Genomic DNA, 12932 nt, shown 5'->3' with positions numbered 1-12932 from the left:
CTGAACGACCGAAACTTTCGGAGGCACCCGCAATGAGATCTCTGAGAACGGGCTTATCCCTGGCATCCCTTGTCGCCGGCCTCGCGCTGCTCCTCGGTGCACCCCCGGCGCAGGCCGCCGATGTTCCGCTCCGCGACCTCGCCGACGCCAAGAGCAAGGTCATCGGCACCGCCGTGACCGGCTCCAAACTCACCGGCACCTACGGCGAGATCGCGGCCCGCGAGTTCAACGCGCTGACCCCGGGCAACGCCATGAAGTGGGGCTCGGTCGAGCCCACGCGCGGCAGCTTCAACTGGGCCGAGGCCGACCGGATCGTCGACTTCGCCGAGGCCAACGGCCAGCAGGTGCGCGGCCACACCCTGGTCTGGCACAGCCAGAACCCGAGCTGGCTGACCAACGGCACCTGGACCGCGGCCCAGTTGCGCCAGCTCATGACCGACCACATCGCCACCGCGGTCGGCCGCTACAAGGGGCGGGTGGAGACCTGGGACGTCGTCAACGAGCCCTTCAACGAGGACGGCACCTACCGGCAGACCCTCTGGTACAACGGCCTCGGCGCCGACTACATCGCCGAGGCGCTGACCGCGGCCCGCGCGGCCGACCCGAGCGCCAAGCTGTACATCAACGACTACAACGTCGAGGGCGTCAACGCGAAGTCCACCGCCCTGTACAACCTGGTCAAGTCCCTGAAGGAGCGCGGCGTCCCGATCGACGGCGTCGGACTGCAGGCCCACCTCATCCTCGGCCAGGTGCCGTCCACGCTCCAGCAGAACATCCAGCGCTTCGCGGACCTCGGCGTCGACGTGGCCATCACCGAGCTGGACATCCGGATGAACCTTCCCTCGGACAGTGCCAAGCTCGCCCAGCAGGCCGCCGAGTACAAGCAGGTGGTGAACGCCTGCGTGGCCGTGGCCCGCTGTGTCGGCGTCACCGTCTGGGGCTTCACCGACTCCGACTCCTGGATCCCTGACACCTTCCCCGGGCAGGGCGCGGCGACGCCGTACGACGAGAACTACGCACCCAAACCGGCGTACCGCGCCATCGCGGAGGCCCTCGGCGGGACGACGACACCGCCGCCGACCGGTTGCCAGGTGACGTACGGCGTCGCCCACCAGTGGAACGGCGGCTTCACGGGGCAGGTGCGCATCGACTGTTCCGGGGCCTCGCTGGCGTCCTGGAAGGCGAACTGGACGTTCGACGCGGGCCAGCGGATCACCCAGGCCTGGAACGCGACCTGCACCCAGTCGGGGTCGGCGGTCAGCTGCTCCAATGCCTCCTACAACGGGACCGTGCCGGACGGCGGTTCGGTGACCTTCGGCTTCAACGCGTCCTGGAGCGGGAGCAATCCGGTGCCGGTGGTGACCCTGGGCTGAGAAGTCTGAGAATTTCCGAAGAAAGCGGTCCCGCGGGCGGTCGCCGTAACAATTCGGACGTACGTTCCTGTCCGTGACGGGAGACGACGAGGCAAGACCAGTGGGCCGGCGGTCGAGAGCGCTGAAGATCGCCGGCTTCACCCTCGCGGGCGTACTGGTGCTCGCCGCCGGGGCGGCGGGCTGGGCGTACTGGCAGCTCAACGACAACATCAAGAGCGTCGACATCAACAGCGCGCTCGGCGACAACCGCCCGGCGAAGGCGACACCGTCGGCCACCGCCGAGGACGAGGACCTGCCCACCGAGGCCCTGAACATCCTGGTCCTCGGCTCCGACTCGCGCAGTGGCGCGGAGAACCAGGCGCTCGGCGGCGGCGACAGCACCGGCGCCCGCTCCGACACCGCGATGGTGGTGCACCTCGACGCGGGACGGTCCGAGGCGACGGTGGTGAGCATCCCGCGCGACACCCTCGTCACCCGTCCCTCCTGCCCGCTGGAGGACGGCGGTTCGACCGAGGTCGCCCACAACGCGATGTTCAACAGCGCCTACGCGGTCGGTGGTCCCGTCTGCGCGGTGAAGACGGTCGAGTCGATGACGGACATCCGCATGGACCACTACATCGAGATCGACTTCGCGGGCTTCGCGAAGCTGGTGGACGCCCTCGGCGGGGTCACGGTCACGACCGAGGAGGACATCGACGACGAGGACAGCCATCTCACCCTTCGGGCCGGCACCCACCAGCTCGACGGCGAGCAGGCCCTCGCCCTCGCCCGCACCCGGCACGGCATAGGCGACGGCAGCGATCTGGGCCGGATAGGCCTCCAGCAGCAACTGGTGAAGGCGCTGCTGGAGCAGATCTCCACGACCAGTCTGCTCAGCGACCCCGCCCAGCTGTACCGGGTCGCCGACGCGGTCACCGGCAGCCTCACCACCGACACCGGGCTGGACTCCCTGACCGAGCTGACCCGGCTGGGCCGCAGCCTGCGGGCGCTGTCGGCCGACTCGGTGACGACGGTGACCATGCCCGTCGTACCGGCGCCGTCGGACGCCAACCGGGTGGTCGCCGAGGAGCCGGAGGCGGGGGAGCTGTGGGAGTCGCTGCGGTCAACTACTCGGCGCTAAAGGCACCGGGCTTGCGCAGCGGGCATCACTGGCGGTGATGCTGCGTTCGCGTCCAGCCCCACCCCGCTGTGGCGGTGGTGGGGCGGGGGCCGTTGACTGGGCCCCGCGCCGCCACAACTCCCACGCTCTGGCGCGGATGTTGCGGGAGCCGTTCCGATCCGCGTGATCAACGAATCCGCATGACCGGCACGCGAACCAGGCCTGGGAGACCCGGTTCGCGCTGTCGAGGTGCCCGCATTCGGCGCAGGTGCGGGAGGTGTACGCCGGATCGACGTGAACGACCGGCACCCTCGTCATAGGGCTGCGCGCCCTCGGGCCGGAAGGCGATCGGCTTTGCGGTGGCCTTGCGGTAGCGCCCGGAGCCCGGCCTGCCGAGGTTTCCGGCCTTGAGGTTCGCCTTCAGCGTGGTGTAGGCGTCGCGGGTCTTCTTCACGACGTGCTGGGCGGCCTGCGCGCCCAGGTTCCACCGCGCCCTGATCTCGCCGCAGATGTGCTCGCGCAGCGCGAGGTTGCGTTTCACGCCCTTCTCGAACGCGACCTCGCTGGCCCAGGTGGCGGCCTCGTTGCAGGCGTGCAGGGTTGCCTCAAGCGCTGCCGCCTGCGCGGGCGTCGGCAGCAGTCTGATCTGCACCGTCAGCTTCACGAGCACTCAACTTACGCACACGTACGACCACCCGCCGCACGTTCGGCCTTGATCACCCGACCGGGTGAACCGTCAACGTGCGGCGGCGTCTCCAGACACCGCCGGAGACGACGTTCGGCCGCTCCGAGGGCCGAGCACCCAGCAGTTCGAACGGGCGGCTTCCCTGACCCGCAACGAGCGGGAGCTGCTGCTGCGCAGGGCGGCTCAGACGGGATGACCGACCAGCATGGTGGGAGCGCCGTGCACCCGGGTCAGGAACACCGTCGCCGAGTTGGGCCCCTGCGGCTTGACCTTCTTGCGCAGCTCCTCCGGCTCGACGGCGGACCCGCGCTTCTTGACGGTGAGGACACCGACCTCGCGCTCCCGTAGCAGTGCCTTCAACTTCTTGACGCTGAAGGGAAGTCGGTCGGTGATCTCGTACGGCGTCGCGAAGGGCGTGGGGCGCAGTTCGTCGGCGGTGATGTAGGCGATGGTCGCGTCGATGAGCCCGCCGTCCAGCGAGTCGGCGACCTCGGCGACCAGATGCGAGCGGATGACGGCGCCATCGGGCTCGTACAAATACCGCCCGACGGGCCGGACTCCGGGGTCGGGCAGACCTCGGGAGAGGAGGGTGCGCGGGCCTGGCAGCAGCGTCGCCCTGATCGCCCCCGGCGTGGTCCCGAACCACAGCACCGCCTCCTTCACCTCCCCGCCGTCGGAGATCCACTCGGCCTCGGCCTCGCCGGGGATCGCCTCGTGCGGGATGCCGGGAGCGATCTTGAGGGCGGCGTGCGGGGCCTTGGCGGCGGCCTGGACCGCCCAGGAGAGGGGTGGCGAGTAGGCCTCGGGATCGAAGATGCGACCCCTGCCGCCTCTGCGCGCCGGGTCCACGAAGACCGCGTCGTACCCGGCCGTGTCCACCTCCGTCACATCCGCCTCGCGCACCTCGATGAGGCCGGCGAGGCCGAGGGCGTCGGCGTTGGCGCGGGCGACGGCCGCCGTCAGGGGGTCCCGGTCGACGGCCAGTACCCGGATCCCGGCCCGCGCCAGCGCGATGGCGTCCCCGCCGATCCCGCAGCACAGGTCGGCGACGGAGGTGACGCCCAGTTCCCGGAAGCGCCCGGCGCGGTACGTCGCCACGCTCGCCCGTGTCGACTGCTCGACCCCGTTCGGCGTGAAGAACATCCGCCGCGCGTCCTCGGCGCCGAACTTGGCCTCCGCCCGCTGCCGCAGCCGCGCCTGTCCGAGCGCCGCCGACACCAGCTCGGCGGGGTGGTCCCGGCGCAGCCGGGTGGCGACCACGAGTTCGTCGGCGGGGGCCGTGCCGCGCACTTCGTCGAGGAGGGCGCGGCCCTCGGGGGTCAGGAGGGGAGCCAGGTCGTTCACCGGATCATTGTGGGCCAGTCGGTGGATGGCGCGCCCGCGGCGGAGGTGTCGGCGGGGGATCGGAGCGGGGGGCTGGGAGGATCCGGCCCCATGCGAGTAGTAGTACAAAATGATAAAAACCGTTCCATTCGAGGGCTGCGGATCCGCGGTGGAATCGCCGTGCTCGCCGTCGCCGCCATCGCCTCCGGCTGCTCCCAGGCAACCGGCTCGAAGGCCCGCCCCGCCCCCGGCCAGCAGCCCCTCCTGGCGCCGCCCGCCCGCGCCCTGGACTTCTACGCGACCAAGCTGCGCGCCTCCGCCGCCGCCCGGGCCGCCGCCGCGAAACGCTGGGGCCTGGCCAAGGTCCCGCTGACGCCCCCGGCGCCCCCCGCGAAGAAGCCGAGGATCACCACCCGCAAGGGCTTCGAGGTCGACGGCCACGCCGAACGCGGCCTCCCGCCGGTCTTCACCACGGTCCCCACCGAGCGGAAGATCGTCTTCCTCACCATCGACGACGGCGCCGAGAAGGACCCGGCGTTCCTGCGCATGATGACCGAGCTGAAGATCCCGTACACCGCCTTCCTCAGCGACTACCTGGTGAAGGAGGACTACGCCTACTTCAAGCGGATGCAGGACCAAGGCGTCGGCCTCAACAACCACACCCTCCAACACCCCTTCATGCGCGGCCTCTCCTACGCCCGCCAGAAGCGCGAGATCTGCGGGATGCAGGACGTGATCGAGAAGCGGTACGGCAAACGGCCCGTCCTCTTCCGCCCGCCCTTCGGCAGCTACGACGCGAACACCCTGCGCGCCGCCCAGGCCTGCGGCATCACCCATGCGCCCCTGTGGAACGAGGAGGTCTTCGTCGACCGCTGGGAGTACCGCGAGTGGGACCGGGACATCCACCCCGGCGACATCGTGCTCAGCCACTTCCGGGGCAAGGAGCACTGGAAGGGCACCATGCCCGACATGATCCGCCGGTTCCTCGACAAGATCACCGCCAAGGGGTACGCGGTGGCACGTCTGGAGGACTACCTGTGAGGCCCGGGGCCCGCTCGCCGGGGCGCCGGCGGCCGTACTCCCGACGGGCTGCGCCCGGGCCGCGGGCCCCTCGGACCGGCCAGGAGAACAGGCGGTACGCGCTCCCCTCCCGCCCGTCGTGGAACACATCCCGGCCCGCGACAGGGTCGTCTTCCTCACCTACGACGACGGCGCCGAGCAGGACCCCGCCGACCTGGTCCGTGAACTGCGGCTCCCGGTCGCCGTGTTCCTCACCGACAGCGTGGCCGGACCGGGGTACGCCCACTTCGCCCGCCTGCAGTCGGTGGGCGCCTCGATCCAGAACCACACCCTCGACCACACGGCCCTGCGCGGACTCCCCTACGTGGGCCGGCGCGCACGCACCACACTCCGCGCGGCGGCCGGCTGCGCCCCCGCGACATGAGGGTGGGGCGCCTGGAGGACCACCCGTAATCATCCGGCCTTCGGGACGCGATTGGCACTCCGCTTGACCGAGTGCTAATCACGGTCATAGTCTCGGCTCTGGCACTCCCCAGTGGAGAGTGCCAACTACGCGACGGGCAGGTCCGGCACCCGCGACGACGGATCCACCTGGTCGCCACCTCAGACAGTTAACCCCGTGAGATCTCCGAAGGGGGAGGTCGGATCGTGACGACCACCAGCTCCAAGGTTGCCATCAAGCCGCTTGAGGACCGCATCGTGGTCCAGCCGCTCGACGCGGAGCAGACCACCGCCTCTGGCCTGGTCATCCCGGACACCGCCAAGGAGAAGCCCCAGGAGGGCGTCGTCCTGGCCGTGGGCCCGGGCCGCTTCGAGAACGGCGAGCGCCTGCCGCTCGACGTCAAGACCGGCGACATCGTGCTGTACAGCAAGTACGGCGGCACCGAGGTGAAGTACAACGGCGAGGAGTACCTCGTCCTCTCGGCTCGCGACGTGCTCGCGATCATCGAGAAGTAATCACCGCGAAGCACCTCTGCTTCCAGCTGCGCCCCTGGCCCCCGCGACCACATAAGAAGCCGGGCGCCCGGGGCGCAGTGCCTTTTCCACCCACAGATTTCCGAGAGGGCTCCCGCTGTCATGGCGAAGATCCTGAAGTTCGACGAGGACGCCCGTCGCGCCCTTGAGCGCGGCGTCAACAAACTGGCCGACACGGTCAAGGTGACGATCGGCCCGAAGGGTCGCAACGTCGTCATCGACAAGAAGTTCGGCGCCCCCACCATCACCAACGACGGCGTCACCATCGCCCGCGAGGTCGAGGTCGAGGACCCGTACGAGAACCTCGGCGTCCAGCTGGTGAAGGAGGTGGCGACCAAGACCAACGACGTAGCGGGTGACGGTACGACCACCGCCACCGTGCTGGCCCAGGCGCTCGTCCGCGAGGGCCTGCGGAACGTCGCCGCGGGTGCCTCCCCGGCCGCCCTGAAGAAGGGCATCGACGCCGCGGTCAAGGCGATCTCCGAGGAACTCCTCGCGACCGCCCGCCCCATCGACGAGAAGTCCGACATCGCCGCCGTCGCCGGTCTGTCCGCCCAGGACAGCCAAGTCGGCGAGCTCATCGCCGAGGCGATGGACAAGGTCGGCAAGGACGGTGTCATCACCGTCGAGGAGTCCAACACCTTCGGTCTGGAGCTGGACTTCACCGAGGGCATGGCCTTCGACAAGGGCTACCTGTCGCCGTACTTCGTTACGGACCAGGAGCGCATGGAGGCCGTCCTGGAGGACCCCTACATCCTCATCAACCAGGGCAAGATCTCCTCCATCCAGGACCTGCTGCCGCTGCTGGAGAAGGTCATCCAGGCCGGTGCCTCCAAGCCGCTGCTGATCATCGCCGAGGACGTCGAGGGCGAGGCCCTGTCGACCCTGGTCGTGAACAAGATCCGCGGCACCTTCAACGCGGTCGCGGTCAAGGCCCCCGGCTTCGGTGACCGCCGCAAGGCGATGCTGCAGGACATGGCGGTCCTCACCGGCGCCACGGTCATCTCCGAGGAGGTCGGCCTCAAGCTCGACCAGGCCGGGCTGGACGTGCTGGGCAGCGCCCGCCGCATCACGGTCACCAAGGACGACACGACCATCGTCGACGGCGCCGGCAAGTCCGACGACGTCCACGGCCGCGTCGCCCAGATCAAGGCCGAGATCGAGAACACCGACTCCGACTGGGACCGCGAGAAGCTCCAGGAGCGCCTCGCGAAGCTGGCCGGCGGCGTGTGCGTGATCAAGGTCGGCGCCGCCACCGAGGTGGAGCTGAAGGAGAAGAAGCACCGTCTGGAGGACGCCATCTCCGCGACCCGCGCCGCGGTCGAGGAGGGCATCGTCTCCGGTGGTGGCTCCGCTCTGGTCCACGCCGCCAAGGTCCTGGAAGGCGGTCTGGGCAAGACCGGCGACGAGGCCACCGGTGTCGCCGTCGTCCGCCGCGCGGTCGTCGAGCCGCTGCGCTGGATCGCCGAGAACGCCGGCCTGGAGGGCTACGTCATCACCTCCAAGGTCGCCGAGCTCGACAAGGGCCAGGGCTTCAACGCCGCCACCGGCGAGTACGGCGACCTGGTCAAGGCCGGCGTCATCGACCCGGTGAAGGTCACCCGCTCCGCCCTGGAGAACGCCGCCTCCATCGCCTCCCTGCTGCTCACGACCGAGACCCTGGTCGTCGAGAAGAAGGAAGAGGAGGAGCCGGCCGGCGGTCACGGCCACGGTCACGGCCACTCCCACTGACATACGTCAGCACTGAGGCCCGGCACCCGTGAGGGTGCCGGGCCTTCGCGTTCCGCCCTACTGCTCCAGTTCGTCCAGCGCGCCCAACTGCTCCATCAGCCCCAGCCGGTCGTACTGCCACCAGCCCTCGGCGATCTTCCCGTCCGGAGTGCACCGCTGGATGGTGCACCCGGTCATGGACACCTTCCTCCCGGTGGCCTCGATGCCCATGAAGTCGCCCTTGTGCAGGCCGCTCCAGGTCCAGCGGGTGCACACCAGGTCGCCCTGCGCCAGTTGGTCCTCGATCGTGAACGAGAAGTCGAAGCCGCTCCGCCACATCTCCACCTCGCGCCGGATCGCATCGAGGCCGATGTTGTCCTGCGGGTTGGCGGGATCGTGGTCGTGATAGTCCTCGATGAGCACGTCGTTGAACGTGGGAGCAGCGCCCTTCCCGGCCACTTCCTCGAAGAACCGCCGCGCGGTCGCCTCGTACAACTGCTCGTCACGCACGACGTCCAGATCGGTGAACGTCGGCATCTCGTCGCAGAGGGCGACCATCTCCCGGAAGATCCGGTCGGTCTCCGGGAGGTTCGAGTTCCGCATCGCCTCCTCGTACGAGGGGAACTCCACGATCTCGATGAAGTGCGACGCGTCGGACCGGTCCTTGCCGATCACGCTGTGCGTCGCGGTCCGCTTCCCCTTGGTCTGCTCGACCCACGTGTCCATCAGCCGGTTCATCTCGTCGAACCGGTTTGTCTTGCAGTCGATGAGCTGTACGAACGTCATGGCGTCGCCTCCGTCCCCCCGAGGGTCCGGTCGAAACAGCTCCATTCTCCTCCGGTTGCCCGATCTCGCGCTCTACTGCGGCCCGTACTTGCGCCCCGTCTTCGAGCTGATCCCGCCGAGCATCCCGCGCGGCACCACCTTCGTGACGCCCATCAGCACCTTGTACCGGGGGTCCGGGATCGACAGCGTCTTGCCCCGCGCCAGATCGCCCAGAGCCGACGCGACGAGCTTGTCGGCGTCCAGCCACATCCAGCCCGGGATGTTGTCCGTGCCCATCCCGGCCCGCTCATGGAACTCGGTGCGCACAAAGCCGGGGCACAGGGCCATCAGCCGTACGCCGGTGCCCGCCAGGTCGCGCGCCGCACCCTGCGTGAACTGCACGACCCACGCCTTGGAGGCGCCGTAGGTCCCGCGCGGCACGAAGGCGGCGACGGAGGCGACATTGACGACCCCGCCCCGGCCGCGCTCGCGCATCGCCTCGGTCGCGGCGGACGTCAGCCGCAGCACCGCCTCGCAGTGCACCTTGAGCATTTTCAGCTCGTCGGCCATGGAGACGTCGAGATAGCGGCCCTTGTTGCCGAAGCCGGCGTTGTTGATCAGCAGGTCGACGGGGTTTCTGCGGTCGGCGAGCCGGGCGGCCACCGCCTCGATGCCGTCGTCCGTCGCCAGGTCCGAGGTCAGGACCTCCGCCTCGATGCCGTGCCGGTCGTGCAGCTCGGTCGCCTGTTCCCGCAGCCGTTTGGTGTCCCGTGCGACGAGGACGAGGTTGTGCCCGTCGGCGGCCAGCCGCCGCGCGAACGCGGCGCCGATGCCCGCGGTCGATCCCGTGATGAGAGCCGTTGTCATGGCGCAAGATTAGTGACCCGGACGGGAGCAGTCCGCTCCGCGACGTGCTCCTGCCCAGGACCCACCCACCTCGACGCCGGACGTTACGTCAGACGCCGTACGGCGCGACGTACTTGCGCCGCCGCCGACGACTCCGCGTGCAGCGCCTCGCCCGCCGGCAGCAGCCGCGTCAGCAGCAGCCGCGCCAGCAGCTCCCGCTGGGTGGTGACCGCACGGAACCGCAGCGCCACCGTGACCTCGTGGTCCGGCCGGTGCACGATCTCGACGGAGTCGCCGGCGCGCACCTCACCTCCAGCAGCACACCCGAGCCGATCCGCCGGCGCTCGCCGACCAGGGCGTTCCCCTGCGGGGCTGCCGGCGTTCCGCGCGGCCTGGAGGAGCCATCGCCTGAGCCTTGAGGCACGAACCGGCACTCCGGGGACACGGGCGGGGCGTTGAGGGCCATGGCGTCGCCGTGCTCTTCGGCACGGCGTGGGCCCGCGCCGTCCCGCCCGTACCGGGACCTCCCGGCAGATGCGGCCCATACGACCGCGTGGCGGCGCCTGGCCAAAGCCAGACCGGGAGAGCGCCGGGCCTCCCCAAGGTTCGCTTATGCTCGACGTGTGATCGAGGCCCGACATCTCCGCGTGCTGCGCGCCGTCGCCGCGACCGGCTCCTTCTCGGCGGCGGGGCGCGAACTGGGCTGCACCCAACCCGCGGTCAGCCAGCAGATGAAGGCGCTGGAGGCGTCCGTCGGCACGCCCCTGCTCATCCGCAGCGGCCGCGAGATGCGCCTGACCCAGGCGGGCGAGGCCCTCGTCCGGCACGCCGCCGGGATCCTCGCCGGGCTCACCGCCGCCGAGGAGGAGGTCGCCGCCATCGCGGGCCTGCGCGCCGGACGGGTGCGCCTGGTCTCCTTCCCCAGCGGCAGCTCCACTCTCGTCCCCACCGCCCTCGCCGCCCTGCGCGCCGCCCACCCCGGCACCCGGGTCTCCCTGGAGGAGGCCGAGCCGCCGAACTCCGTCGAACTGCTCCGCGAGGGCGACTGCGACCTCGCGCTCGCCTTCCGCTACGAGGGCGCGGCCCAGGAGGGCGAGTGGGACGACCTCGTCGTACGGCCCCTGCTCACCGACCGCCTGGTCGCCCTCGTGCCGGAGCGGCACCGGCTCGCGCGCGCCGCGTCCGTGGCGATCGGCGAACTCGCCGCCGAGCCCTGGATCGCCGGATGCCCGCGCTGCCGCGGCCAGTTGGTCGAGGTGTGCGAGGGCGCGGGCTTCACCCCTCGCATCGACTTCGCCACCGACGACTATCCGGCGGTGGTCGGCCTGGTCGGCGCGGGTCTGGGCGTGGCGGTCCTGCCCCAGCTCGCGGTCGAGTCGGTACGCCCGCGCGGGGCGCGCATGGTGACGCTGGAACCGGCGGTACGACGGGAGATCGTCGCCCTGACCCTGCCCGACCTCGCCCAGGTGCCGGCGGTGACGGCGACGCTGGAGCAGCTGGCGCGGGCGGCGGAGCGTCAAGTGCGGGACGCCCGGCGGTAGTCGGGGCGCAAGAAGTAAGGGCACGCGTGCGCGTGCCCCGGTTTGAAGAAACGTTACTTCAGGTGTTCGAGGCGGTATGACCGCCGCCGGTCGACGCCGACACCAGCCGGTGGCGCGCCCGCCCCATGAGCTCCTCGCGCTCGTCCTCGGTCAAGCCGCCCCACACGCCGTACGGTTCGCGTACCGCCAGCGCGTGTGCCGCGCACTGGGCACGGACAGGGCACCTCATGCAGACCTCTTTGGCCGAGTTCTCACGAGCGCTCCGAGCCGCCCCGCGCTCGCCCTCCGGATGGAAGAAGAGCGAACTGTCGACCCCGCGGCAGGCGGCCAGGAGCTGCCAGTCCCACAGGTCCGCGTTCGGTCCGGGAAGGCGGGAGAAATCTGCCATTGCGTGACCCCTTGTAGCCGTTCTGGGCGGATACGGTGTCCACGACCGTACATCTACGATCTAAGGAGATGAAAATATGACTCATTGCGAATCTAGCCGCAGACACCAGTAAATGGGAAGAAAAAGGGCTGAATGGGGCACGGCTTGTGATGAAAGCTTGAGGGTCTGCCCTGCATGTCTGCACCGTGTCCGCCCCCTCACGTAGAGTGCCGAAGACGGCGCACGGCCCCGTAACTCTTTCGAGTGACCGTCGTTGAGAGTGCGGAGGCGGTTGAAACAACAAGCGCTCGGGCAGGCGTCCGAGACGGTCGACCGCACAGGTGACGATTTCGTACCAGCCTGGAGGCTCAAGGTGACGTGCATCAGCTGCGGAGGGCGGCCATGACATCCGTCCTCGTCTGCGACGACTCCCCGCTTGCCCGAGAAGCGCTGCGCCGCGCGGTCGCGACCGTGCCCGGTGTCGAGCGCGTGACGACGGCGGCCAACGGCGAGGAAGTCCTCCGCCGCTGGGGCGCCGACCGCTCGGACCTGATCCTGATGGACGTACGCATGCCCGGCCTGGGCGGCGTCGAGACCGTGCGGCGGCTGCTGTCCGCCGACCCCGGTGCGCGCATCATCATGCTCACCGTCGCCGAGGACCTGGACGGCGTGGCCCTCGCGGTGGCCGCCGGCGCCCGGGGCTATCTGCACAAGGACGCCTCGCGCGCCGAGCTGCGCGCGACGGTGACGCAGGCGCTCGCGGACCCGACGTGGCGGCTCGCCCCCCGTCGGCTGCGGTCCGCCGAGATGGGCGCCGCGCCGACGCTCACGGCGCGTGAGATCCAGGTCCTCGAAGGCATGAGCCACGGTCGGTCCAACGCGGAGATCGGGCGTGAGCTGTTTCTCTCCGAGGACACCGTCAAGACGCATGCTCGGCGTTTGTTCAAGAAGCTCGGTGCCTCTGACCGGGCGCATGCTGTGGCGCTCGGGTTCCGATGGGGCCTGGTTCGCTAAGAGCTCGGTCGTGCAGGTCGGCTGTGGCTGGTCGTGCAGTTCCCCGCGCCCCTTAGGGGCGCGGGTGCTCGTTTCGCCGCGGATGCCGCATCCTTGAGATGTGGAGTCTCTCGGGGACAAGTCGGTCGAGCGGAAGGGGAGGGCGCAGGAGATGAGTTCCGGCGCACCTGCTCATAACGCTTCGGTGCACAACATCGGACGCGGTGCCACGGAC

Annotated in this window: 13 protein-coding genes and 1 pseudogene; 8 read left to right on the top strand and 6 right to left on the bottom strand. The window is 70.0% G+C overall.

Annotated features, from left to right (window positions below):
- Window positions 1-32 precede the first annotated feature (32 nt).
- Window positions 33-1373, top strand: a complete 1341-nt coding sequence (locus RMT89_RS18410; RefSeq protein ID WP_315884838.1) for an endo-1,4-beta-xylanase — start codon at window positions 33-35, stop codon at window positions 1371-1373.
- A gap of 73 nt (window positions 1374-1446) precedes the next feature.
- Window positions 1447-2493, top strand: coding sequence for an LCP family protein (locus tag RMT89_RS18405; RefSeq protein WP_315884837.1), 1047 nt, complete (start codon window positions 1447-1449; stop codon window positions 2491-2493).
- On the opposite strand, the pseudogene RMT89_RS45980 reads toward RMT89_RS18405, so the two are convergent.
- Both RMT89_RS45980 and RMT89_RS18395 read right to left on the bottom strand, forming a co-directional pair.
- A pseudogene (locus RMT89_RS45980) lies at window positions 2476-3136 on the bottom strand (transposase). The gene RMT89_RS18405 and the pseudogene RMT89_RS45980 sit on opposite strands and share 18 nt — an antisense overlap.
- A 204-nt stretch (window positions 3137-3340) precedes the next feature.
- Window positions 3341-4609 carry a THUMP-like domain-containing protein gene (locus tag RMT89_RS18395; RefSeq protein WP_399498380.1) on the bottom strand — a complete coding sequence of 423 codons (1269 nt, stop codon included), beginning with the start codon at window positions 4607-4609 and terminating at the stop codon, window positions 3341-3343.
- Between RMT89_RS18395 and RMT89_RS18390 the strand changes: the two genes are divergently transcribed.
- The 4 genes from RMT89_RS18390 to groL all read left to right on the top strand — a co-directional run bounded on the left by RMT89_RS18390 (window position 4592) and on the right by groL (window position 8206).
- Entirely contained in the window at window positions 4592-5521 is a 930-nt protein-coding gene (locus tag RMT89_RS18390) for a polysaccharide deacetylase family protein (protein WP_315884834.1), read from the top strand. The genes RMT89_RS18395 and RMT89_RS18390 overlap by 18 nt on opposite strands.
- Before the next feature lie 118 nt (window positions 5522-5639).
- The gene (locus RMT89_RS18385; RefSeq protein ID WP_399498378.1) at window positions 5640-5924 is read left to right on the top strand and encodes a polysaccharide deacetylase family protein; all 285 of its coding nucleotides are present in this window, start codon (window positions 5640-5642) and stop codon (window positions 5922-5924) included.
- 224 nt (window positions 5925-6148) lie between these two features.
- The gene (gene groES, locus RMT89_RS18380) at window positions 6149-6457 is read left to right on the top strand and encodes a co-chaperone GroES (RefSeq protein ID WP_003998759.1); all 309 of its coding nucleotides are present in this window, start codon (window positions 6149-6151) and stop codon (window positions 6455-6457) included.
- Between the two features lie 120 nt (window positions 6458-6577).
- Window positions 6578-8206, top strand: a complete 1629-nt coding sequence (groL, locus tag RMT89_RS18375) for a chaperonin GroEL (RefSeq protein WP_315884833.1) — start codon at window positions 6578-6580, stop codon at window positions 8204-8206.
- Between the two features lie 57 nt (window positions 8207-8263).
- Here the strand turns inward: groL and RMT89_RS18370 are convergent, their stop codons facing one another.
- The 3 genes from RMT89_RS18370 to RMT89_RS18360 form a co-directional block, all read right to left on the bottom strand.
- Entirely contained in the window at window positions 8264-8971 is a 708-nt protein-coding gene (locus RMT89_RS18370) for an ester cyclase (protein ID WP_315884832.1), read from the bottom strand.
- A 72-nt stretch (window positions 8972-9043) separates the two neighbouring features.
- Window positions 9044-9817 carry an SDR family oxidoreductase gene (locus RMT89_RS18365; protein ID WP_315884831.1) on the bottom strand — a complete coding sequence of 258 codons (774 nt, stop codon included), beginning with the start codon at window positions 9815-9817 and terminating at the stop codon, window positions 9044-9046.
- A gap of 83 nt (window positions 9818-9900) precedes the next feature.
- A complete protein-coding gene (locus RMT89_RS18360; protein WP_399498376.1) occupies window positions 9901-10101 on the bottom strand; it encodes a hypothetical protein in 201 nt (66 codons plus the stop codon).
- Between the two features lie 318 nt (window positions 10102-10419).
- On the opposite strand from RMT89_RS18360, the gene RMT89_RS18355 reads away from it, so the two are divergent.
- Complete coding sequence (locus RMT89_RS18355; protein ID WP_315884830.1) at window positions 10420-11337, top strand: LysR family transcriptional regulator; 918 nt, start codon at window positions 10420-10422, stop codon at window positions 11335-11337.
- A gap of 58 nt (window positions 11338-11395) precedes the next feature.
- On the opposite strand, the gene RMT89_RS18350 is transcribed toward RMT89_RS18355, so the two are convergent.
- Window positions 11396-11725, bottom strand: a complete 330-nt coding sequence (locus RMT89_RS18350) for a WhiB family transcriptional regulator (RefSeq protein ID WP_315884829.1) — start codon at window positions 11723-11725, stop codon at window positions 11396-11398.
- Window positions 11726-12106: 381 nt separating this feature from the next.
- On the opposite strand from RMT89_RS18350, the gene RMT89_RS18345 reads away from it, so the two are divergent.
- Window positions 12107-12718 carry a response regulator transcription factor gene (locus RMT89_RS18345; protein WP_003948568.1) on the top strand — a complete coding sequence of 204 codons (612 nt, stop codon included), beginning with the start codon at window positions 12107-12109 and terminating at the stop codon, window positions 12716-12718.
- Window positions 12719-12932 lie beyond the last annotated feature (214 nt).

Origin of the sequence: Streptomyces sp. P17 (assembly GCF_032436805.1) — a bacterium.
In the GTDB taxonomy this organism is placed as follows: domain Bacteria; phylum Actinomycetota; class Actinomycetes; order Streptomycetales; family Streptomycetaceae; genus Streptomyces.
The sequence above is the reverse complement of the archived record's forward strand: the minus strand, read 5'-3'. Positions and strand labels throughout refer to the sequence as shown.